We start from the raw sequence: 21,528 nt of genomic DNA on the forward strand, positions 1-21,528 counted from the left end.
AAACACGAAAAGGGCGTGAGACTGAGAGGTCCACGCCCTTCTTGATGTTCAGACGATAGCGATCTCTTCGTTCGAGGCGCTGTCGTCGCTTTTATTTGTGGTGGCGGGGGTGGCGCGTTGCCCGGGCCTTGCTGGCATGGGGGGTGACAACGGGTGTGACCGCATCAAGGGCCTGCTCGTTGGTATCCTCAGCCTCGGCTTCGGCCACTTCGAGCGGCTGGTCTTCTGTGATAGTCGTATCGGACGGAATGGGGGCGAGCTTCACATGCGCCGTGCCACTGCCCAGCATGCCGATCTCGGCGGCGGCGGCATGAGACAGATCAATAATACGGCTGTTGAACGGCCCGCGATCATTGACGGTCACGATGACAGACTGCCCCGTATCTTCGTTTTGCACCAGAACCTTCGAACCCAATGGCAGGGTGGGGTGCGCTGCGGTTAAGGCGTGGCTATCAAGCCTCTCGCCGCTGCTGGTGCGATGTCCGGCAAGGCGCTTACCGTACCAGCTGGCAACGCCATGCTCTGACCACGCCAATACATTATGGCTGGCGAGGGCGATACTACGGGCATGACGGGCGAGGGCCATCTTGACCGAGGCGGCCCAGGGAGCGTGTTCTGAAGAGGGGGCGGTGACCGTTGTAACATCGGTCTTGTTGGCCGCATGGGCGCTGTGCTTCGGCGCAAACGCCGTGCAAAGCAGTGCCAGACCTCCGATTCGGGCGCGGATACGCATTTTTTTGCGTTCCGTGGATCTGAAAGTACGCATTCTGCTTTTTGGCGATTTCACGACAGCTGACAGCCTTTTGCTCAGTAACTCCGAACGATCGAATGCCCTGACAAGCCAGGACGGCGAAACGCGACCCTAACACGATAAGCCCTGAACGCGAAATCGTGAGGTGCGGCAGGGTCATTCGACATGGCCCCATCCCCGCTGACGGGGGTGCCCTGCCTCATGGTCAATCACGATAAAAACGGAGAAACGCGGCAGGAATGAGGCGTAATCTGCCTGACACAAGCAGGAAGGCTTTTACGCCCCAAGCGAAAGTGCTACGGGCTGCTCTCATGATTCGCCCGATGATTGCCGTACTTAACGGCCCCAACCTCAACATGCTCGGTATGCGCCAGCCGGAGATATACGGCCATGCGACCCTGGACGACCTTGAACAGGTCTGCATCCAGGCTGCCGAGCAGCTCGACGTCGCCATCGATTTTCGCCAGACGAATATCGAAGGCGAGCTCGTTTCCTGGATACAGGAATGCCGGGGGCGGGCGCGTGGTATCGTGATCAATCCGGCGGCTTATGGCCATACGTCCATCGCACTTCTGGATGCGCTTCTCGCAACAGGACTGCCGACGGTCGAGGTCCATATCTCCAATATCCATCGCCGCGATGCCTTTCGCCATCACACCTATACCTCTCAGGCCGCTATTGGCGTAATCTGCGGGTTTGGTGTGCGAGGCTATGCCATGGCATTGCGCGCACTTTATGACATGATCGAAGACGAGGACGAACGATGAGCCGTATGCTCGTGGACGCAGATGCCATCCGGGCATTGGCTGACATTCTGACCGAAACTGGTCTGACCGAAATCGAGGTTGCCGAGAAGGACAACCGCATTCGCGTGGTGCGTAGCGCTGGCGGTCAGATCGTTCATGCCGCCGCTCCGGCGCCTGTCGCTGCAGCGCCTGTTGCCGCTGCCGCTCCGGCACCTGTCGATGCCGCCAATCACCCCGGCGCCGTCAGCAGCCCGATGGTCGGCATTGCCTATCTGACGCCAGACCCGTCGGCCCCGCCTTTCGTGCATGAAGGCCAGGTTGTGACGGCCGGTCAGACCATCATGCTGATCGAGGCCATGAAGACCTTCAACCAGATCAAGGCGCCCCGCAGTGGTACGCTGACGCGCTTCCTGGTGGCCAGCGGTGACCCGGTTGAATTCGGCGAAGCTCTCGCCATCATTGAATAAGCATCACTGACTGAGTCTGGGGCCAGATGTTTTCCAAGATCCTGATCGCCAATCGCGGCGAAATCGCGCTTCGCATCCTGCGCGCCTGCCGTGAACTGGGCATCGCAACGGTTGCCGTGCACTCCACGGCAGATGCCGACGCCATGCATGTCCGACTGGCGGATGAGGCGGTGTGCATCGGGCCGCCATCCTCGCGTGAATCCTACCTCAACGTTGCGGCCATTCTCTCGGCCGCCACGATCACCGGCGCAGAGGCCATTCATCCCGGTTACGGCTTCCTGTCGGAAAACGCCGATTTTGCCGAGACGGTCGAAGAACATGGCTTCGTGTTCATCGGTCCGACCGCTCATCATATCCGTACGATGGGCGACAAGATCATGGCCAAGACGACCATGCGCGAGCTGGGTGTGCCCCTCGTGCCGGGTTCGGACGGCGCTTTGCGCGATCTCGCCGCTGCCCGTGAGGTGGCAGCGAAGGTTGGTTATCCGGTGCTGATCAAGGCTGCCGCTGGCGGCGGCGGTCGCGGTATGAAGGTGGCCCAGAGCGAAGCCGAGATCGAGGAAGCCTGGACAGTCGCTCGTACCGAGGCCCGCGCGGCGTTTGGTAATGACGAGGTCTATCTCGAGAAATATCTCGACAAGCCGCGTCATATCGAACTGCAGATCATGGCCGACACACATGGCAATGTCGTGCATTTCGGCGAGCGCGATTGCTCCTTGCAGCGTCGTCACCAGAAGCTGCTCGAAGAGGCAGGTTCACCTGTGCTGACCGCTGAAGAGCGCGATGCGATCGGTGAGACCGCAACGTCAGCGCTCAAGAAGATGGGTTATCGCAATGCAGGTACGCTGGAGTTCCTGTATCAGGATGGCCAGTTCTGCTTCATCGAGATGAACACCCGTCTCCAGGTCGAGCATCCTGTGACCGAGATGGTCTGCGATGTCGATCTGGTGCGTGAGCAGATCCGTGTCGCAGCCGGTGAGGCCCTGGGTTACGAGCAGTCGGACGTGACCTTCAGCGGTCATGCCATCGAGTGCCGTATCAATGCGGAAGATCCGGAAACCTTCATGCCGAACCCCGGCACGATCAAGGTTTTCCATGCACCGGGCGGTCTGGGTGTGCGTATCGACAGCGCCATCTATGCCGGATATCGCGTGCCACCCTATTACGACAGCATGATTGCCAAGCTGATCGTTCATGCGCCTACGCGTGCCGAGGCGATTGCCCGTATGCAGCGCGCGCTGGATGAATGCGTGGTCGATGGCGTGAAGACCGTCATTCCGCTTCATCGCAAGATCCTGGCTGACCCGCAGTTCCAGAAGGGTGACTACACGATTCATTGGCTGGAAAAATTCGTCGACTCGCTCAAGAGCTGAGAAAAACAACAAGGAAAAGTCCCGATGTCCGCCAGCGTTGAAACCTTTGTTCTCACCTGCCGATCGGGCAGCGTTCCCCAGGTTGTAGCGGCGCTTGAAGCGCATCTCGTGGGGCGCGCAGGCTTTCTGGGATGCTGGACAACCGAACTCGGCAATCTCAATGAGGTTGTCGTGATGTTCAGCCCCACCCCGGCCGATCTGGTCTGGCCGGGTGATGAGGTCGGCGTAGAGCGTATCGACCATCATGGCTGGACCCTGATTGCCGATACAAAGCCGGCTCCCGGCACCTATGGCGGCGCCTATGAGTTCCGCATCTATGACGTTCTCCCCGGCCATGAAGCCGATGTAGCGGCCCTTATGGAAGCCGCCGTCCCGGCCCGCGCGACGATTTCTCCTGCCTATGCTGTCATGATGTCCAGTGACGGGCCGTCGCGTCTTGCGCATTTCTGGCCTTATGGTGATCTCGCTGAGCGTGCCGAGAAAAGAAAGGAAGCCGTGGCCTCTGGTGCCTGGCCGCCGAAAGGCATCCTGCCTATGCTGGGAACGATGCGTAACGCCATTCTGACTCCGGTCGCTTACTCGCCGAGTATCTGAGTTTCGTTCCGGGAAAGAGGCTCTGCCCGGGCAGAGCGGCCTCTTTCTCAGGCATACCCGTCTGAAAGGATGAAAGGGGAAGGCCCCTTTCCGGGGTTCGGAGCAGAGCCCTAAGGGGCGCTGCCTCCCGCTTCTTTTACCTGGGTCTGGCTTCAGCCTGTCCAGAGAATGGCTCGGGCACGAGGGGAGAGACCGGCTGTTTTTCGAGCAGGGTCTGTAATGTCTCCAGCGCCTTGTCGAGCTGCTGGTCCTGCCCATTGAAGGTGGCGACCGGCATGTTCTCGACCGTGACGTCAGGCTCGACGCCATGGTTCTCGACCAGCCAATGGCCTTTCATATCGAAATAGGGGCGTTCTGCCGTGCGGGGCAGGCCGTTATCGACAAGGCGGTCGCTATCGGAGAGCCATACACCGGCACCGGCCGTGCGGGCGCCAATGAGCGGGCCGATCCCGAGAGATTTTATGCCTTGCGAGAAGGTCTCGCCATCCGAATAGGTGAATTCGTCGCAAAGCACGACGATATGGCCACGGAATGTCTGCTGCATGTTGCCCTGAGGCGTTCTGCCGTGGTCGGACCAGAACATCCAGACCTTGCGCAGCAATTCCGACAAGACCCATGAATCGATGTTGCCGCCCAGATTGCGCCGGACATCGATCACGAGCCCGTCTTTCTCGGTTTGGGCAAAGAAGTCCCGGGTGAAGCGGGCCATGTCATCCTTGCCCATGGCGCGCAGATGCACGTAGCCGATATGGCCATGGCTTGCGGTCGCGACATAACGAGCGCGTTCGCTTTCCCAGGCGCGAAGACGAAGCGCTGCATCCTGTTTGGCGCCGATCGGAGAAACCACGATCTGAAAGACACGGTCCTTGCGCTTGAGGGCAAGGAGCACCTGACGATTGGCCTGATTGGCCAGAAGGGCAGTCAGATCAGGTTGGTCCGCAAGGTTCTGCCCGTTGAGCGCGGTAATGAGATCGCCCGGCTGCACATCGAGATCGGGCGCAGCGAGGGGCGAGCGGTCTTCGGGCAGATTGGGATCGCCCTCATAGAGGCGATCGATCAGAAAGCCGCCGGGCTGGCGCGTGAGATGGGCGCCAAGGCTTGCGATCAGCACGGCATTATCGCGTGTAAGGGGTTCCGCCGGGCGGAACTGGGAGTGCAGGGCGTTGAGTTCGCCCATCATCTGGCCCAGCAGATCATCCAGATCGGAGCGGTCGCCCAGTCGTGAGAGCAACGGGCGATAGCGGTCGCGCATGGCAGGCCAGTCAACGCCATGCAGAGACGGATCGTAGAAATGATCGCGATGCAGGCGCCAGGCATCGTTGAACAGACCCTGCCACTCGGCACCCGGATCGACACGCAGGCGCAAGCCGTCGAGCGCGATTGTCGTGTCCGTGCTGTTCACGCCGGAAAGACTGGATGCAGCAGGCACGAGCTGAATTTTTGGAGCACGCTTTTCCTTGCCTGAGACCAGCATGAGGGTCTTTCCGTCAGGGGTAAGAGCCACATCGCGCAGACCGGAAGCAAAGTCATTGGGCTTGGTTTCACCGGGCCCGATCTTGAGCACTTTCAGGACCAGATCGTCGTCCTTGCTGGCAAGCTGATCGGGCTTATGGGCCAGGAGGTAGAGAAACTCCGGCCCGATTTCGATCTTGCTGAAATCACCCGCCGGGATCGGCAGTTGATAAAGCCGTGTGGCTAGACCGGCAGCCTCCAGCATCAGAGGCTTTTTCGAAGGCGTGGTCGCCGTCTTGTCGGCGGTCTGCGTCGGCGCGGGCTGATCGAGTTCGGTGCGCGGCGCGAAGGGGAAATGCGCGTCTTTCTGCAAGGCGAGCGCAAAGACACCGGTGCGTGGCGCATAAACCGGCGCTGGATTGCGGTCGCCCCAGGGGCCGCCATTATTGAGGGTGAAAAGCCGGTCTGACAAAAACCACAGGAACTTGTTATCCGGGCTGAAACGCGGCGCATAGGATTCGTAGTCGGGGGTGGTCGCCCAGACGATCTCGCCCGTATCGAGCGGATAGAGCGCGATCTGCCGCCTTGTGGTCTCGCCGCGTGCTCTGGCAAAGGCCAGGATACGTCCGTCTTTCGACCAGGTAAGGGAGTCGTACTCGCTGCGCCCGTCCAGTCGGGCATCGTCGATCATCTTGTCGGTATGTGCTGCGACATCATAGAGAAACAGCCGCCCGGCAATATCGGTATGGGCGAGATGGGCGCCATCAGGCGAAATCCATAGCCCCATCGGCTCGCTTTTCGATCCATGGGTGAGTTGTGTGCCCTCGACGCTTCCTGAACTCGGGAACACCCATAGCTCGGACTCTCCACCCTTATCGCTGAACGCATAAAGACTTTTGCCATCGGGCGAGAGGGAGGCGTGACGCAGGCGCGTGCTTGCGGCGCTGGCCAGGGTCACGCGCCGCAACGGGCCGGGCGAGGCAAGGGCGACATGGCCGCGCAAGGTCAGCGCAACCTGTTTCCCGTTCGCGGCGAGGCTGGTTTCGGTGAGATAGGCGAAGGGATTATCCAGCCAGAGCGGGCGCCTCGCAGCACGGTCGCTGGCGATGTCGATCGGAAGGATGGCGTCGCTGTTGTTCTGCAAATTGAAATGACAGAGATCAGCGCCAAGTTGATAGACGATGTCGTTGCCGCTCAGGCTGGCCTGTCTGACGCTGAAATCGTCATGATGGGTGAGTTGGTGCCCGTCACTTCCGTCGAGTGCGAAGCTCCAGAGATTGTCGCGGCCATCCTTGTCGCTCACGACGATCAGACGGTCATTCCAGAGCATGGGGCGACGCAGATTGGCATCCTGCGGCCCAATACGCTCTGCCTCCACACCGCCCTTGAGGCGGTATCGCCAGAGCTGTGCCATGGCGCCACCCCGGTAGAGCCGCAGATGGTCGTGGCTGACAGCGGTGCCAAAGCGAATGAAATAAAGCCACTGCCCATCTGCGCTCAGAACCGCATCATTGGCATCGGCCAGGGGATAAATGTGTCGTGTGCCACTGACCGGATGGATTGCAACGACAATGCGGCTCAGTCCTGGACCGGTTGCAGGGGCCGTGCTGTAGAGAATTCCCGCTTTCTTGTCCCAGCCGATGGGCATCACGTTCTGGTTTTCAAACGTCACGCGCCGCGGCGTGCCCCCTTCGATCGGCATGACGTAGATTTCTGTCGGACCATCGTAATCGGCCAGAAATGCAACCTGCCTGCCATCGGGCGACAGAATGGGGTGCGGGTCCGTGCCGATGGGCGCCGTCAGCCGGCTCGCGCTCCCGCCTTTCAGCGGAACCTGCCAGACAGATTGTTCGTCGTCGAAGGCAATCGTCGTTCCTGCAAGGGAAGGGTCACGCAGATAGCCCGGCGCGGCGTGGGCGGAGAATGGCGCAAGGCTCAGCAGGGCAACGCCGGCGAGAAGCGGGGAAAAACGCATGAACATCTTCCGTAGCGAATGGGAGCCTTGTTAGAGAACGTGAACGGGCTGAAAATTCAAGCCCTCATCCCCTCACGAACTTGCTGCTTTCAGGCCGCTTCCGGCAGCGAAGGGGCAGAGCACGAGCGCCAGCGCGAGGAATGCACCGAGAAAATCGAGTTCGGGGCCGAAGCTGCGCCCGTTCGTTGCTGCATCGGCAGAAGCTGCCCCGAAGATCAGAACCGGGGTCGCGAGCGGCAGGATGAGCAAGGGCAGAAGCACGCCACCTCGACGGGCGCCAAGCACCAGTGCGGCGGCCATGCCACCCAGAAGAGAGAGAAGCGGCGTGCCAAGTGCCAGCCCTGCAAGAAGAGGTAGGGTATCCCCAGGGGAACTGCCGAGCATCAGACTGAGCGGCATGGCGGCAAAGAGCAACGGAAGCCCGGTGGTCAGCCAGTGGGAGATGATCTTGGCCAAGGCGACGAAAGCGGGAGAGAGGCCAAGGAGAAGGAGATGGTCGAGCCCGCCATCTTCCAGATCGGCGCTGAAAAGTCGGTCAAGCGGCAACAGCGTGGCGAGCAGGGCACAGACCCAAATAATGCCGGGCGCCATGCGGTGCAGCAAGGCAGGCGAGGGACCTAGTGCCAGTGGGAAGAGACTGCCGCACAGTACGAAAAACAGCAGCGCAGCCAGGGTATCTGCACCATGTCGCAGCGCAAGGCGCAGCTCGCGCCCTATGAGGGCTAGAAACAGGCTCATATCCATGTCGAGCCCTCCTGCGGTGTCAGCACGAAGCGACGTGACTCTGGCAGAGGTAGCACCACATGGGTGGTCGCGATAATCATGCCGCCAGCTGCGCGATGGGCAGCCATCAGGGTGCCGAGCGTTGCGATGGCGTTGTCATCGAGGCCAAGACTGGGCTCATCGAGCAGCCAGAGCGGGGCCTGACGCAACATCACGCGCGCGAAAGCCCCGCGTCGTTTTTGCCCGGCAGAGAGAAGTCGGGTTGGCAGATCGGCCAGTGCCAGCAGATCGAGCGCCTCAAGAGCGTCGTCACAGGTGCCGCCACCGATGCCTGCCTCAAGAGCAAGATTTTCCCGCAGGGTCAGGCCGGGTTTGAGTGCATCAAGATGGCCGAGATAGGCGATATCCAGCGCCTGTTCCGGCGTTCCTCCCTTGCGCCCCTCAAAGGTGAAGCTTCCCCCCTGAAACGGGCAGAGCCCGGCAAGCACGCGAAGCAGGGTCGACTTGCCAGCACCATTGGGGCCGGTCAGGAGAAGTGCCTCGCCACGGTCGAGAGCAAGGCTGACCTGATCGAGCACCAGCCGCCCTCCGCGGATCACGGTTATGTCATGAACGAGCAGCCAAGGCGCTGGAGACGAGGGAAAACCTGACATTGTGCAGAAATAACATCTTCCTGAGAGAGTTTCATTCGACTCTGTGCGAATAAGGGTCGAGACTGTATAGAAGGGCCAGCCCTGAGGGGCCAGTTGACAAGGCAGGAGGACAAGCCATGAGAACCGTCGGACGGGATTCCCTGGGCGTGATGCGGGATCTGGAGGTTGATGGCCGAAAGTACCACATATTCTCTCTGCCGGATGCGGCGGCCAGGCTGGGCAATCTGTCCCGACTGCCGGTCAGCCTCAAGGTTCTGCTCGAAAATGTGCTGCGTTTCGAAGACGGGCTGAGCTACCGCACGGAAGATGCCCAGGCGATCGTCGATTGGACCGCTAAAGGTCATTCCGATCAGGAAGTGCCGTTCAAACCGGCGCGTATCCTCATGCAGGATTTCACGGGCGTTCCCGCCGTGGTCGATCTCGCCGCCATGCGCGATGGCATCATTGCCCTCGATGGTGACCCGGAGAAGGTGAACCCGCTGGTGCCGGTCGATCTCGTGATCGATCACTCGGTCATGGTCGATGTGGCAGGCAGTGCCGATGCGCTGGAACGCAACGTCGAGATCGAGTTCGAGCGCAATGGCGAGCGTTACGCCTTCCTGCGCTGGGGGCAGACCGCTTTCGAGAACTTCCGTGTCGTGCCGCCGGGTGCCGGTATCTGCCACCAGGTGAACCTCGAATATCTGGCGCAGGCCGTCTGGACCGGCAAGGTCGATGGCAAGGAATACGCCTATCCCGACACGCTTTATGGCACAGACAGCCACACCACCATGGTGAATGGCATGGGTGTGCTTGGCTGGGGTGTGGGCGGCATCGAGGCAGAGGCTGCCATGCTTGGCCAGCCTATCGCCATGCTCATCCCTGACGTGATCGGTGTGCGCCTTGACGGTGTGCTGCCAGAGGGCGCAACCGCGACCGATCTGGTGCTGACCATCACCGAAATGCTGCGCGCTGAGGGCGTGGTTGGCAAGTTCGTCGAGTTCTTCGGCCCGGCCCTCGATCATCTGCCGGTGGCCGATCGTTCGACCATCGCCAACATGGCACCGGAATATGGCGCAACCTGCGGCTTCTTCCCGGTCGATGCGCTGACGCTGGATTATCTGCATCAGACAGGCCGCGACGAGCATCGCATCCGCCTGACCGAAGCCTATCTGCGTGCCCAGGGCATGTTCCGCGATGCAGACACCCCCGAGCCTGTATTCTCGAAGGTGCTGTCGCTTGATCTGTCGACCATAATTCCCTCGCTGGCAGGCCCGAAGCGTCCACAGGATCGCGTCGCGCTGACCAATGCGACCTCGGCTTTCGAGGAAGCTCTGACCACCACGCTGGGCGTCAAGCCTGACGATGTGCGCAAGCGCGCCATCGTGGCCGGTTCGGATTACGATATCGGCCATGGTGATGTGGTGATTGCTGCCATCACCTCCTGCACCAATACCTCGAACCCGGCGGTTCTCGTGGCTGCCGGTCTGGTGGCCCGCAAGGCGCGTGCGCTCGGTCTCAAGCCCAAGCCCTGGGTCAAGACCTCGCTGGCTCCCGGCTCGCAGGTGGTGACGGATTATCTCGACAAGGCGGGTCTCAGCGCCGATCTCGACGCGCTTGGCTTTGAGACAGTCGGTTATGGCTGCACGACCTGCATCGGCAATTCCGGCCCCATCGCCCAGCCGATCGTGGATGCGATCGAGGGGAATGGCCTTGTCGCCACGTCGGTACTGTCGGGTAATCGTAACTTCGAAGGGCGTATCTCGCCCAACGTGCGTGCCAATTATCTCGCCAGCCCGCCGCTCGTGGTGGCCTATGCCCTTCTCGGGACACTGCGCAAGGACATCACAAAAGAGCCGCTTGGTGTCTCGAAGGATGGCAAGGAAATCTTCCTGCGCGATATCTGGCCGACCAATGAAGAGATTGCTGCGCTCATCAAGTATTCCGTCACCCGCGAAAGCTTTGTCGAGCGTTATGGCAGCATCTCGAAGGGAACCAGCCAGTGGCAGGCTCTCGCCGTGGCCAGTGATGCCCGTACCTTCGCCTGGTCGGACAGCTCGACCTACATCCAGAAGCCGCCCTATTTCGAGGGGCTGACCAAGGAGCCGGGCGACACGCATGACATCGAGAATGCCCGCATTCTCGCGCTGCTGGGCGACAATATCACCACTGACCATATCTCTCCGGCAGGCGCCATCAAGCCGTCTTCACCGGCGGGCAAGTTCCTGAGCGAGCATCAGGTAGCGGTTGCGGATTACAACTCCTACGGGTCGCGTCGTGGCAATGACCGCGTGATGGTGCGCGGTACTTTTGCCAATATCCGTATCCGCAACGAGATGCTCCCGGGTGTCGAGGGCGGCATGTCGAAATACCTGCCCGATGGCACTGTCGCCTCGATCTATGATGTGGCGCATCGCTATCAGCAGGATGGCACGCCGCTGGTGGTGTTCGGTGGCCGTGAATACGGCATGGGTTCGTCGCGCGACTGGGCCGCGAAGGGTACCAAGCTGCTGGGCATCAAGGCGGTAATCGCCGAGAGCTTCGAGCGTATCCATCGTTCCAATCTGGTGGGCATGGGCGTGTTGCCGCTGACCTTCCAGGAAGGCACGACGCGCAAGACACTCGGCCTCGACGGCTCCGAAACGATTTCGCTGGGTGGGCTCGAGTCCATCACCCCGCGCATGACCGTTCCCATGACGATCACGCGTTCCGGTGGTGAAACGGAGCAGGTCGAGCTTCTTTGCCGAATCGATACGCTTGATGAAGTCGCCTATTACAGGCATGGAGGAATTCTTCCTTATGTCCTGCGTGGGATGACCGACACTGACTGACAACGCCGAGCCCGTTCTCGACGCCAGAAACATCACCAAAAGCTTTGGGCGACATGTCGTGCTTCACGACATGTCGCTTTGCGTTGAGCGAGGGGAGCTGGTCTCGATCATCGGCCCTTCGGGCTGTGGGAAATCGACCTTTCTCCGCTGCCTCAATTTTCTGGAAATTCCGGATTCCGGCGTGCTTCGCATCGAAGACGTCGAAATCACCAAACAGACCGGCCATGGCTGGAATCGTGCCCAGGAGCGGCGCGCCCATGCGCTGCGTGCGCATGTCGGCATGGTGTTTCAGTCTTTCAATCTTTTTGCCCATCGCACGGTGCTGGATAACGTGATGGTGGCGCCCCGTTCGGTGAAGGGGCTGTCGCAGCCGGAAGTCGAACCGCTGGCACGGGCGCTTCTGGCCAAGGTCGGGCTTGAAGGGATGGCAGACCGATACCCCTCGACTCTCTCAGGTGGTCAGCAGCAGCGTGCGGCCATTGCACGCGCCCTGGCCATGAAGCCGGCAGTGATGCTTTATGACGAGCCAACTTCCGCGCTCGATCCTGAGCTGGCGGAAGAGGTGCTACAGGTCATGCGCCGTCTCGATGACGAGGGCATGACCCAGATCGTCGTGACCCACGACATGCGTTTTGCCCGCGCGGCATCGGATCGCGTTCTTTATGTCGAGGCTGGCCATATCGTTGAGAGTGGCGACCCGGATGTGCTTTTTGCAAATCCGCAGGATCCCAGAACACGTCGTTTCCTGAGGACGCTGCTGTGACTTTCCGCCTGTCTGCCGGAGCTGCTGCGCGACAGCGCGCCTCGGGCCTTGTCCCGCGTGCTGTTTTTGCGCTCAGTCTCGTTGTTCTTTGCCTCTTTTCCCCTGTGGGAGCCGTCGCAGCGCCGGATGCCGCCGCACCTGCGCCGTCCGCGAGTGCCCCAAGCAGGGATGTGGGGCTGCCCGAGTTGAGCTGGGCATCGGACGGCGAAGCCAATGTGCCGTATGTTTTTCATGATCCTGCAGATCTGAACCATCTGGAAGGGTTCGAATATGACATGGTGCAGGAGATTGCGCGTCGCCTGCATCGCAAAGCCCGCTTCGTGCAGAATGACTGGGATGGTCTGATCCCCGGGCTGCAACGCGGCATGTATCAGATGGTGGTCGATGGCATCGAAATGACGCCCGATCACCTTCAGGCCGCTCTGTTTTCACGCCCCTATTACGTTACGGGTGATCGCATCGTGGTGCGGCGCGACCGAATGGATCTGAACAGTTTTGCGGCTCTGCGTGGCCATGTGGTCGGGACCATCAAGGAGACTTTGGCGGAGCGTCTGCTTCAGCGCGAAGCCAGCATCACCGTGCGCTCCTATGAGGAAGAGACCTACGCTTTTTCGGATCTGCGTAATGGCAGGCTCGATGCCCTTCTGCTCGATGGGCCGATCGCGCTCTATTACGCTGGCATCACCGACGACCTTGAGATTGTCGGCCCGCCTGTGGGCCAGACCCGTTATGGCATCGCCTTCAAACAGGGCAGTACCGCGCTTCACGACGAGGTTGATCGCGCTCTCGGTGCGATGATGCAGGACGGGACATTGCAGATCCTGCTGGCACGCTGGAATCTCTGGACGCCGGAAATGGCAGAGATGACGGGCGACCATGTTCAGCGCGACGTGAAGCCGGATGAGTGGCTGCGCTACCGAAATGCCATGCGTGCCCAGACGGGCTGGCTTGGCCAGTTGAAGCGCTATATCGGCTTCCTGCCCGATATTGGCGAGGCCGCGATCCTGACGCTTGTCGTCTCGGCGCTGTCGATGGTTATTGCCGTGAGTCTCGGGTTGGCGCTGGCGCTTGGGCGTCATTATGGTCCCGGCTGGCTGCGCTGGATCACCGGGCTTTATATCGAGATCGTGCGCGGAACGCCGCTTCTGATCCAGATCCTGTTCATCTTCTATGGCCTGCCAGGAATGGGCATCAAGCTCTCGCCTTTTTTCGCCGGTGTGCTGGCGCTGGGGCTGAATTACGCTGCGTATGAGGCCGAGAATTACAGGGCGGGCCTGTCTTCCGTGCCGCGTGGCCAGATGGAAGCAGCCATCGCGCTCAACATGACGCATCGTCAGGCGTTACGTCTGGTCATTATTCCTCAGGCTTTCCGCACGGTTCTGCCGGTGATGACCAATGACTTCATCGCGCTCCTGAAGGATTCGTCGCTTGTGAGCGTGATCACGCTTACCGAACTGACGAAGACCTATATCCGGCTTTCCTCGACCTATTATGACTATATCGGCACAGGTCTTCTGATCGGAGGCGCTTATCTGCTTCTCGGTCTGCCTTTCGTCCGTTTTGCCCGTCATGTCGAGCGCAGGCTGGGACGCAGCCTGATGCGCTCGGGGCATCACTAGGAAATTCTGTTACAAAAGGGCACGTAAAAAGTACCCTGATTGCGGTGCCGGGCTCTTGTCAGAGGGGCCTCTGTTCCGTGGTCCCCCTGCTTGTCGGCATCAGAAAACCGAGTCGGCAGAGTGTGTGGCTTCCTCCGGCTTTTTCATTGCGGCGATGGCATAGAGATAGCTTGCAGCTGTTGCTGCGGCGATTGCACAGACCTGCAACCCGGATGGTGTAAAGAGGTAGGCGAGGTAGCAAAGGACAGTGCGCAGGATGAAGTGAATGAATCCAGCCCTGTCATCGGCGCCCCAGCCATGGGGGACCCATACCATCCCGGACAGAATGGCAAGGCCCAGCACGAGCAAGGCAGGGTTATGTGCCGCACGGGCTGCCAGGATGACAAAGGGGATCAACAGCCCTGTGACGGTTATGAAGCGCATGAAGAGCTGCAGAATTGGATTATGCCGATTGTCTGGCTTGAGTCCGGTATTCCCACGCATTCTGTCGATGAGAAGGGCAAGGGGCACCGGGATTGACGGGACGAAAAACACGGCGATCAGAGGCAGTCTCGCCCCCATGAGAAAGCTCGCCACCGCAAGCGTTGCCCATGAAATCAGCCCCGCAACCGGCATGGCCGTCGTGCATCCTTGCAGATACTCCCTGCGCAACGCGGAAAGAGGTCTCTCTGATTCGTTCGACATGGCATGTTCCCCGCGCTGCAAGGAGAGCATTCTGCCTCTCAGGACGACGGCGTCGAAGAGCGTTTCGCTACGAAAACGAGGGAGAAAGGATCACAATATCCCGATCATACAGGCTGCGGTCTGCCGGTCCTGACCGCCCTTCTGTGCCGCTGGGACGAATCCCGGCAGGCAAAAAAAGGATAGGCTCAAGAGATCAGGAAAGCTGAGGGGACCTCCAGCCCCTCGAAGAGCCGGGGGATGATCTCAGGGGGCCGAAGGGTCGCGCGCCAGATCCGGGGAGACCGCCATATTGCCGACATCGCGCATCATGCTCTGGCGAAGGAGAGGGACCCAGCGCGCCAGCCAGCGATCCGTCTTGCGGATAAACTCATCAGCCGCAGGGACTTGAGCGAGCGCGGCCTTATCCCAATAAGGAAGAGGCGCCAGAAGCTGGACCGTGCCCGGCTTTGTTGGAGCAAGCAGATAGGTGACGGCAGAGCTTCCCTTGGTGGCATCGGTTGCACCGCTGCTCAGTATCCAGTTGGCGACGACAAACAGTGAAGGCATCGGGAAGCCAAGGGCACTCAGGCGCTTGAAGGCGATCTGGATCAACTCGTCAGACGAAATTGCGCCATTTGGCCCCATTACGGCATTGGCGACAAAGGCGCATTCGTTCCGGCCATCCGGGCGGTCGGAGTAGATATGGGAGGCGTAATTCCGGTCGTCATGGCAATGGGACGTGGCAGCCTGAACGACATCCAGGGGAAGCTGCTCGGTTGCCGTGCGGGCAATCATAACTCCGGTGACAACGCCCCGATCGGTCCGTACCAGTATATTGATCAGCATAAGGCCGCCCGGGCCGAACTGCCCCGTCAGCACCGGATGCCACACACCAGCAGGCAAGGGCAGGGTGTGTCCGCCAAATGGGATCGTGCCGGTAAGTGCTGTCGTGATGTCAGGTGTTATCAGACGATTGGTGTTATCAACCGGGGCATCCGGTGCTGGTGCGCCCGATCCCGGAGCGGCGGGCTGATTATCAGCAGAGCTCGCACTCGGTGCGCCCGGGCGTTGCATTCCGGGTATGCGCTGCAGCCAAGGAGCGTGTGACAGCATCCACGGCATTGGGAAAAACAGGCTCATGATCGTGAAGAAGACCATGAGGTAGATCATGGAACGCCAGACAGGAGCGCGGCGCCAGAGGCGGGTAAAGGCTGACACTGGTGATAATCCCGCCTGGGCTCAGGGTGCTAGACGCGCATTGAGGGATGCGGAATCATCCGCGATCTCGGCCTTGACGCCATCGCTTTCCATGACAAGGCGCACGAGCTTGGCGTTGTTCTGTCGTGCAAGAATCAGGCTTTCGCTCACCATATCCTCGATCGAGCGGACAAGATCGCGTGCGGACGCGCCTGCGCCCAGCTTCTGCTGACGCTGCATCAACTGGAAGAGCAGATGGGCGTCGATACCGCCTGCCTCGACGTTGAGGCCATAGCCCTTGATCATTGCTTCGATTTCCAAGGCAGCAACGCGGGCAAGATCGAGATCGCGCAATTGGCGGAATACGAAGATCCGGTCGAGGCGGTTGAGCACCTCAGGGGCAAACCCGGCCTTGCGAAGGGCCTCAGTCGATTCCGCGCGCATTTTATCAGCATCATCATGAAGGCGATCCGCGATCTCGGTCAGGGCTTCGGTCGCGATGTTAGACGTCAGCATGAAGATGGCGCGTGTGGTCGAAATCTGGGCGCCAGTCGATGCCTCGGTTACGTGACCGTCGTTCCACGCCGTCAGGAATTTCTTGAAGACGTCAGGATGAGCTTTCTCGATCTCGTCCAGAAGAACGATCGCATCGGGCTTCTCCTGCAATCCGCCTGTCAGCTTGCCGAAACTGTCCGAGCCGACATAGCCCTTTGGCGAGCCGAAAAGCATGGTGGCTGCGTGAGGGCTCGACATCTGCGTCATATCGAAATGAAGGAGCGGGCGATCCATCTGACGGGCAATCTGCTTGGCAAGGTAGGTTTTGCCAGTGCCTGGCGGCCCTGCGAGAAGGAAGATACCCACGGGTTTGTTGCGGACGGTAAGCGCCAGCCTGCGTCGAAGCTGCTGGGCGATATCCTCGCAGACCTGGTCCTGCCCGACCACTTTTGCCCTCAGGCCGGCCGCAAGCTCTTCTGCATTGATGGCGACCTCTTTCTGCTCCTGTGCGAGCAGATCCTCAAGGGCGACGCGGTTTGTCAGGCGGGCCAGAATATCCATAACGAAACCTTTGCGACGGCGGAGCCCCTTGCGGGCAAGTTTTGCGGAACGAACTTCATAAAGAAGCCCGGAAATGGTGAGGAGAGCGGTCAGACCGACGATGGGAGGATACGCGTCACGCGCCCAAGAAAGGAAGTGAATCAGCATCCCGCCCGAAAGATGCAACGACACGGCCGCCTGGATGCTGGCGAGGATGAGAAAGATCACCATCATGACGGGCATGAGGCGATTGAGGGCGGGCATCAGCGCTTTCATTGTACGATAACGTCCAGAACGATCTGCTGGTCAAGGCGGGCCAGAGTGGGAAGAACCTGGGGGCCGAGCGCGGTCAGGATTCCCGTTTGCAGACCGCCTGCCGGGGGTGGGGTTATGGGGGTGATTGTGACTTCACCTGCAAGATAGATCGGCAGGACAACCGCCTGAAGTTCGGGTTTCAGCATCAGTTTTTGCGTTATGCCCCCTGAAGTGATCGACACTGTCTGTCCCGGTATCCCGGCAATCTGGGCAATCGGCATCCTGACGAGCCGCATGCGCCGGTTTTTCACTGCGGCAAGAATCTCTGTTTTCTGCTGGCCGTCGAAACCCGACCGGGCGAGCGCCGCAGGAGCCTGCCCCGCTCCAATGAGCGCGAACTGCGCCCCAAGATGGATGGCATCGGCCCGTATCTGGGGTTCGGCAGCTTCAACGGGGCCCGCTGCACGCGAAGGCTGAAGCCCGGCAGCTGAGCCTGAGGATGCGCTATGCCAGTAAGCACCGCCCATACACGCCATCACGATAGCCGAAGCCATGACGAGCTTGGGCACCATGCTGCCGCGCTCGTGGGCATGCTGATGGCGTCCGCCATCATCGCCGTGAGTGAGCGGTTTGAGTTGTGGCTCGGGCGTATCGTTCATCAATGCAACTGTGGCAGGATCGAAACCTCCCCCGCAAGAGGGGTGTTACATGGCGAGTGTAATCAAAAGTTACGAGGCCCTGGGTCTGCGACTGCTTCTCCGGAGAGGTGGCGTCACTCATGTGGCGTGGCCATCCGGCGCCTGCATGGGACGAGTCTTGCAATGAGCGCTGGATTGGCCTAGACAGACGTAATTCCTTTCATCTTTCGTCTTATCGGGGGGTGGCCTTGACGGGCCGCCTTTTTTGTCTTGGCTAATGAAATTCCCAGCCTGAACGGTCTTGAAGCGCGTATCGCGCAGCAGATCGAGCCGACTCTGACCGATCTCGGCTACGAGATCGTGCGTCTGAGCGTCCTGGGGCGTGAGACCCCGACCATCCAGATCATGGCCGACCGTGCTGACGGCTCGCTGATCGGGATCGAGGATTGCGAGCAGATCAGCCACGCCGTTGGTGCCGTGCTCGACGTCGATGATCCGATCCCCGGCGCCTGGACACTTGAAGTGTCCTCCGCTGGCATTGATCGTCCGCTGACGCGCCTCAAGGATTGGGACCGCTTTGCTGGTCATCTCGTCAAGGCCGAACTCGATCTGCCGCTCAATGGCCGCAAGCGTTTTTCCGGCATTATTACCGGCACGCGTGAAAATGCCGCAGTGATCCGTCTGGATGATGGCGAAGAGGCTGTCCTGCCGATCGAGACCATCCGCAAGGCGCGTCTGGTGCTCACCGATGCTCTGATCGAGGCCAGTGCGGCCATGATGGGCATTGCGTCGGAAGACGAAGGGGCAGAAGAAGATGATGCCACGCGTCGCAAGACGCCGAAGCTCAACCCTGCCAAGCCGGGTAAAGGTTCCAGACCCGGACGCAAGACGCACTGAGTTTTTCGCCTATTCCGTTTCTGCCGTTCCGCGCGGTTTCGCGCTCCGTATTTGAGGATTTCGTCTGATGGACACCTCCGTTACCCGTCCTGAGCTGCTTCTGGTGGCAGACGCTGTTTCGCGTGAAAAGAATATCGATCGTGAAGAAGTTCTGGAGGCGATGGAACAGGCCATCCAGAAGGCCGGACGTGCGAAATACGGTCATGAAAAGGACATTCGCGCGACCATCGACCGTCGCTCCGGTGAAGTGCGCCTGTCGCGCTGGACCGAGGTTGTCGAGACCGTCGAGAATGAAGATACGCAGATTCCTCACGCCATCGCGCTGAAGTTCCAGCCCGAGATCAAGATTGGCGAGCATCTGGTCGACCCGCTGCCGCCGATCGATTTCGGACGCATTGCGGCCCAGACTGCCAAGCAGGTTATCGTTCAGCGCGTGCGCGAATATGAGCGCAAGAAGCAGTACAACGAATTCAAGGACCGCGTAGGCGAGATCGTCAACGGTACCGTCAAGCGCACCGAATACGGCAACCTCATGGTCGAGATCGGCCATACCGAGGCTCTGCTGCGTCGCGATGAGCTGATCCCCCGCGAGTCGTTCCGCAACTCGGATCGCGTGCGTGCCTATATCTATGATGTGCGCGACGAGACGCGTGGCCCGCAGATCTTCCTGAGCCGCACGCATCCGGCCTTCCTTGCCAAGCTGTTCGCGCAGGAAGTCCCCGAGATCTATGATGGCATCATCGAGATCAAGGCGGTTGCCCGTGATCCGGGTTCGCGCGCCAAGATGGCCGTCATCTCCAAGGACGCTTCGATCGATCCTGTCGGCGCCTGCGTCGGTATGCGCGGCTCGCGCGTGCAGGCCGTTGTTGCCGAACTGCAGGGCGAAAAGATTGATATCATCCCCTGGAGCCCGCAGGCTGCGACTTTTGTCGTGAATGCTCTGGCACCTGCCGAAGTGACCAAGGTGGTCATGGATGAGGAAGCTGGTCGCGTCGAAGTCGTCGTGCCGAACGAGCAGCTTTCGCTGGCCATCGGTCGTCGCGGTCAGAACGTGCGCCTGGCAAGCCAGTTGACGCGCTGGGATATCGATATTCTTACCGAGGCCGAAGAATCGGAGCGTCGTCAGGAAGAGTTCCGCAAGCGTACACAGCTCTTCGTCGATGCGCTCGATGTCGATGACGTGATCGCAGGTCTGTTGGTGACCGAAGGGTTCCACACCATCGAAGAGCTGGCTTACGCCGATCCCGACGAGCTGCATGCCATCGAGGGTTTCGATGAGAGTGTTGCCGAAGAGCTGATGCGTCGCGCCGAGGAATTCCTCGTGCAGAAGGAGCAGGAGCTGGACGACAAGCGTCGCGGACTCGGCGTTGAAGACTCAATTGCCGAGCTGGGCGTGTTTACCAATGCCATGCTGGTGACGCTGGGTGAGAAGGGCGTGAAAAGCCTTGATGATCTGGCCGATCTTGCTGGTGACGAGCTTGTCGAAATGCTCGGCGATGACAATATCGATGAAGACGCTGCTAATGAGATCATCATGGCGGCACGTGCTCACTGGTTCGATGGAGAAGCGGATGCCGAGTCCCCCGAGGAAGGGGAGGCTTCCGACGTCTGAGTTTCACGAAACAGGGGCGCAGGATATACTCTCGTCAAACAATCTCGATCCGATCGAGCTGGATGACGAGAAAGGCCCGCAGCGACGCTGCATCGTCACTCGAGAGAGTGGAAATCCCGATGTCATGCTGCGTTTCGTCATCTCGCCCGATGGCCTGGTGGTTCCCGATCTGGCAGCGAAGCTGCCGGGGCGGGGAATCTGGTTGAGTGCCAAGCGGGATGTGCTAGAAACCGCGCGGACGCGTCATGTCTTTTCAAGGGCAGCGCGTCAGCCGGTAAAGGTACCTGAGGATATTGCGCAGGTACTGGTTTCAGGAATAGAAGCGCGGCTGGTGCAGGGGCTCGGTCTCGCGCGCCGGGCCGGTCAGGCTCTCTGTGGGTTTGTTAAGTGTCGCGAATGGATTGCCGGCGGCAAGGCTGGTCTGGTGATCCAGGGATCGGGCGGAAGCCCGGATGAGTTGCGGCGTCTGATATCGGGAAACAACAAACTTCCGATGCTGACGTTACCGGCCCAGATGCTTGCGACGGCATTCGGACGGGAACATGCGGTCTATGTTGTGATAGCGCCTGGGGCGCTCGCGCAGCGTCTGATGGCTGAGCATGAACGATTTTTGGGGCTGACCGATGGGTTGGTTCCTGAGCCGCTGACAGAGCGGCTCGCACGGGAACAGGCAGGTATATGAGCGAAGGCAACGAACGGAACCAGGGCACTCAGGCTCAGGGCGGCCAGACAGAGGGCCAGAATGTCCAGGATCAGGGCGCCCAGGCTCAGGGTGACCAGGGTAAGGGACGTCTGTCCCTGCGTCCGGGCGGGCGCATGGAACTCGGGCGGACGGTAGACGCAGGATCGGTGCGTCAGAGCTTCAGCCATGGCCGCTCGAAAGTGGTCCAGGTCGAAGTGCGTAAGAAGCGCGAGACAAACGAGCGCAAGGATGGCCGCGGGGCAGCGGGTGGTCGTGGCGGCCGCGCCGGTGCTGGTCGCGCCCTGACGCCGGCTGAACTCGCGATTCGTCAGCGCGTGCTCGAAGAGCAGCGCAAGGAAGCCGCTCGCGAAGCGGCTCGCGCTGAAGAAGAAAAGATCCGCATTCTCTCCGCAGCTGAAGAAGCAAAGCGTGAAGAAGAGGCGCGTGCCGAAGCTGCAGCGCGTGAGGCCGAACTGGCCCGCGAAGCGGAAGAGCATGAGCGCCAGATGGCGGCAGCAGCCGAAGATCGTGCCAAGCAGGAAGCTCTTGAAGAGCAGCGCAAGGCGCGTGTAGCTGAGCGTGAGCGCGAAGAAGCCGCTCGCCGTGCCCCGCTCGATGCCGCC

Annotated in this window: 18 protein-coding genes and 1 pseudogene; 11 read left to right on the plus strand and 8 right to left on the minus strand. The window is 60.3% G+C overall.

Annotated elements, in window-relative coordinates; genetic code table 11:
- Positions 1-91: 91 nt before the first annotated feature.
- Positions 92-733 (minus strand): septal ring lytic transglycosylase RlpA family protein, encoded by a 642-nt coding sequence (locus AAID99_RS01050; protein WP_188424774.1) that lies wholly within the window; start codon positions 731-733, stop codon positions 92-94.
- A 329-nt stretch (positions 734-1,062) separates the two neighbouring features.
- On the opposite strand from AAID99_RS01050, the gene aroQ reads away from it, so the two are divergent.
- From aroQ to AAID99_RS01070, 4 genes are read left to right on the plus strand one after another with little or no spacing between them, the layout of a single operon-like run.
- Entirely contained in the window at positions 1,063-1,518 is a 456-nt protein-coding gene (aroQ, locus tag AAID99_RS01055) for a type II 3-dehydroquinate dehydratase (protein ID WP_023979560.1), read from the plus strand.
- The gene (locus tag AAID99_RS01060) at positions 1,515-1,964 is read left to right on the plus strand and encodes an acetyl-CoA carboxylase biotin carboxyl carrier protein (RefSeq protein WP_188424776.1); all 450 of its coding nucleotides are present in this window, start codon (positions 1,515-1,517) and stop codon (positions 1,962-1,964) included. The genes aroQ and AAID99_RS01060 overlap by 4 nt, the downstream gene beginning before the upstream one ends.
- A 26-nt stretch (positions 1,965-1,990) precedes the next feature.
- Positions 1,991-3,337, plus strand: coding sequence for an acetyl-CoA carboxylase biotin carboxylase subunit (accC, locus tag AAID99_RS01065; RefSeq protein WP_188424778.1), 1,347 nt, complete (start codon positions 1,991-1,993; stop codon positions 3,335-3,337).
- 24 nt (positions 3,338-3,361) lie between these two features.
- Positions 3,362-3,931, plus strand: a complete 570-nt coding sequence (locus AAID99_RS01070) for an NIPSNAP family protein (RefSeq protein WP_498492836.1) — start codon at positions 3,362-3,364, stop codon at positions 3,929-3,931.
- A gap of 136 nt (positions 3,932-4,067) precedes the next feature.
- Here AAID99_RS01070 and AAID99_RS01075 read toward each other — a convergent pair whose 3' ends face one another.
- The 3 genes from AAID99_RS01075 to ccmA all read right to left on the minus strand — a co-directional run bounded on the left by AAID99_RS01075 (position 4,068) and on the right by ccmA (position 8,734).
- Positions 4,068-7,358, minus strand: a complete 3,291-nt coding sequence (locus AAID99_RS01075; RefSeq protein WP_188424782.1) for a S41 family peptidase — start codon at positions 7,356-7,358, stop codon at positions 4,068-4,070.
- 72 nt (positions 7,359-7,430) lie between these two features.
- Complete coding sequence (gene ccmB, locus AAID99_RS01080) at positions 7,431-8,096, minus strand: heme exporter protein CcmB (protein WP_498494230.1); 666 nt, start codon at positions 8,094-8,096, stop codon at positions 7,431-7,433.
- Positions 8,093-8,734, minus strand: coding sequence for a heme ABC exporter ATP-binding protein CcmA (gene ccmA / locus AAID99_RS01085; protein WP_188424784.1), 642 nt, complete (start codon positions 8,732-8,734; stop codon positions 8,093-8,095). Before ccmA ends, ccmB begins: the two co-directional genes overlap by 4 nt.
- Before the next feature lie 116 nt (positions 8,735-8,850).
- On the opposite strand from ccmA, the gene acnA reads away from it, so the two are divergent.
- From acnA to AAID99_RS01100, 3 genes are all read left to right on the plus strand, one after another.
- Positions 8,851-11,544, plus strand: a complete 2,694-nt coding sequence (gene acnA, locus AAID99_RS01090; protein ID WP_188424786.1) for an aconitate hydratase AcnA — start codon at positions 8,851-8,853, stop codon at positions 11,542-11,544.
- Positions 11,545-11,614: 70 nt separating this feature from the next.
- Complete coding sequence (locus AAID99_RS01095) at positions 11,615-12,307, plus strand: amino acid ABC transporter ATP-binding protein (RefSeq protein ID WP_188425374.1); 693 nt, start codon at positions 11,615-11,617, stop codon at positions 12,305-12,307.
- Between the two features lie 170 nt (positions 12,308-12,477).
- Positions 12,478-13,926: an ABC transporter substrate-binding protein/permease gene (locus AAID99_RS01100; protein WP_229719527.1), complete on the plus strand. Its 1,449-nt coding sequence runs from the start codon at positions 12,478-12,480 to the stop codon at positions 13,924-13,926.
- 99 nt (positions 13,927-14,025) lie between these two features.
- Here AAID99_RS01100 and AAID99_RS01105 read toward each other — a convergent pair whose 3' ends face one another.
- The 4 genes from AAID99_RS01105 to AAID99_RS01120 all read right to left on the minus strand — a co-directional run bounded on the left by AAID99_RS01105 (position 14,026) and on the right by AAID99_RS01120 (position 17,735).
- On the minus strand, positions 14,026-14,610 hold the full coding sequence (locus AAID99_RS01105) for a DUF7010 family protein (RefSeq protein ID WP_188424788.1): 585 nt from the start codon (positions 14,608-14,610) through the stop codon (positions 14,026-14,028).
- Between the two features lie 243 nt (positions 14,611-14,853).
- Positions 14,854-15,807 (minus strand): hypothetical protein, encoded by a 954-nt coding sequence (locus tag AAID99_RS01110; RefSeq protein ID WP_498492839.1) that lies wholly within the window; start codon positions 15,805-15,807, stop codon positions 14,854-14,856.
- A 21-nt stretch (positions 15,808-15,828) separates the two neighbouring features.
- A complete protein-coding gene (locus tag AAID99_RS01115; protein WP_188424793.1) occupies positions 15,829-17,097 on the minus strand; it encodes an AAA family ATPase in 1,269 nt (422 codons plus the stop codon).
- Entirely contained in the window at positions 17,094-17,735 is a 642-nt protein-coding gene (locus AAID99_RS01120) for a hypothetical protein (protein WP_188424795.1), read from the minus strand. Before AAID99_RS01120 ends, AAID99_RS01115 begins: the two co-directional genes overlap by 4 nt.
- Positions 17,736-17,984: 249 nt before the next feature.
- Between AAID99_RS01120 and rimP the strand changes: the two genes are divergently transcribed.
- The 4 genes and pseudogenes from rimP to AAID99_RS01140 all read left to right on the plus strand — a co-directional run.
- Positions 17,985-18,611 (plus strand): ribosome maturation factor RimP, encoded by a 627-nt coding sequence (gene rimP, locus AAID99_RS01125; protein WP_188424796.1) that lies wholly within the window; start codon positions 17,985-17,987, stop codon positions 18,609-18,611.
- Positions 18,612-18,678: 67 nt separating this feature from the next.
- Positions 18,679-20,223: a transcription termination factor NusA gene (gene nusA, locus AAID99_RS01130; protein ID WP_188424798.1), complete on the plus strand. Its 1,545-nt coding sequence runs from the start codon at positions 18,679-18,681 to the stop codon at positions 20,221-20,223.
- Positions 20,224-20,314: 91 nt separating this feature from the next.
- Positions 20,315-20,905, plus strand: a complete 591-nt coding sequence (locus AAID99_RS01135; protein WP_332364050.1) for an RNA-binding protein — start codon at positions 20,315-20,317, stop codon at positions 20,903-20,905.
- A pseudogene (locus AAID99_RS01140) lies at positions 20,902-21,439 on the plus strand (IF-2-associated domain-containing protein); the annotation flags it as partial. The gene AAID99_RS01135 and the pseudogene AAID99_RS01140, both read left to right, overlap by 4 nt.
- Between the last annotated feature and the right edge of the window lie 89 nt (positions 21,440-21,528).

This window comes from Asaia sp. Ae19-3, from assembly GCF_059801175.1.

Bases quoted from the DNA above. Each gene is read 5' to 3' on its own strand.
- AAID99_RS01050 (WP_188424774.1), bottom strand. From the start codon at position 733: ATGCGTATCCGCGCCCGAATCGGAGGTCTGGCACTGCTTTGCACGGCG.
- aroQ (WP_023979560.1), top strand. From the start codon at position 1,063: ATGATTCGCCCGATGATTGCCGTACTTAACGGCCCCAACCTCAACATG.
- AAID99_RS01060 (WP_188424776.1), top strand. From the start codon at position 1,515: ATGAGCCGTATGCTCGTGGACGCAGATGCCATCCGGGCATTGGCTGAC.
- accC (WP_188424778.1), top strand. From the start codon at position 1,991: ATGTTTTCCAAGATCCTGATCGCCAATCGCGGCGAAATCGCGCTTCGC.
- AAID99_RS01070 (WP_498492836.1), top strand. From the start codon at position 3,362: ATGTCCGCCAGCGTTGAAACCTTTGTTCTCACCTGCCGATCGGGCAGC.
- AAID99_RS01075 (WP_188424782.1), bottom strand. From the start codon at position 7,358: ATGCGTTTTTCCCCGCTTCTCGCCGGCGTTGCCCTGCTGAGCCTTGCG.
- ccmB (WP_498494230.1), bottom strand. From the start codon at position 8,096: ATGAGCCTGTTTCTAGCCCTCATAGGGCGCGAGCTGCGCCTTGCGCTG.
- ccmA (WP_188424784.1), bottom strand. From the start codon at position 8,734: ATGTCAGGTTTTCCCTCGTCTCCAGCGCCTTGGCTGCTCGTTCATGAC.
- acnA (WP_188424786.1), top strand. From the start codon at position 8,851: ATGAGAACCGTCGGACGGGATTCCCTGGGCGTGATGCGGGATCTGGAG.
- AAID99_RS01095 (WP_188425374.1), top strand. From the start codon at position 11,615: ATGTCGCTTTGCGTTGAGCGAGGGGAGCTGGTCTCGATCATCGGCCCT.
- AAID99_RS01105 (WP_188424788.1), bottom strand. From the start codon at position 14,610: ATGTCGAACGAATCAGAGAGACCTCTTTCCGCGTTGCGCAGGGAGTAT.
- AAID99_RS01115 (WP_188424793.1), bottom strand. From the start codon at position 17,097: ATGAAAGCGCTGATGCCCGCCCTCAATCGCCTCATGCCCGTCATGATG.
- AAID99_RS01120 (WP_188424795.1), bottom strand. From the start codon at position 17,735: ATGAACGATACGCCCGAGCCACAACTCAAACCGCTCACTCACGGCGAT.
- nusA (WP_188424798.1), top strand. From the start codon at position 18,679: ATGGACACCTCCGTTACCCGTCCTGAGCTGCTTCTGGTGGCAGACGCT.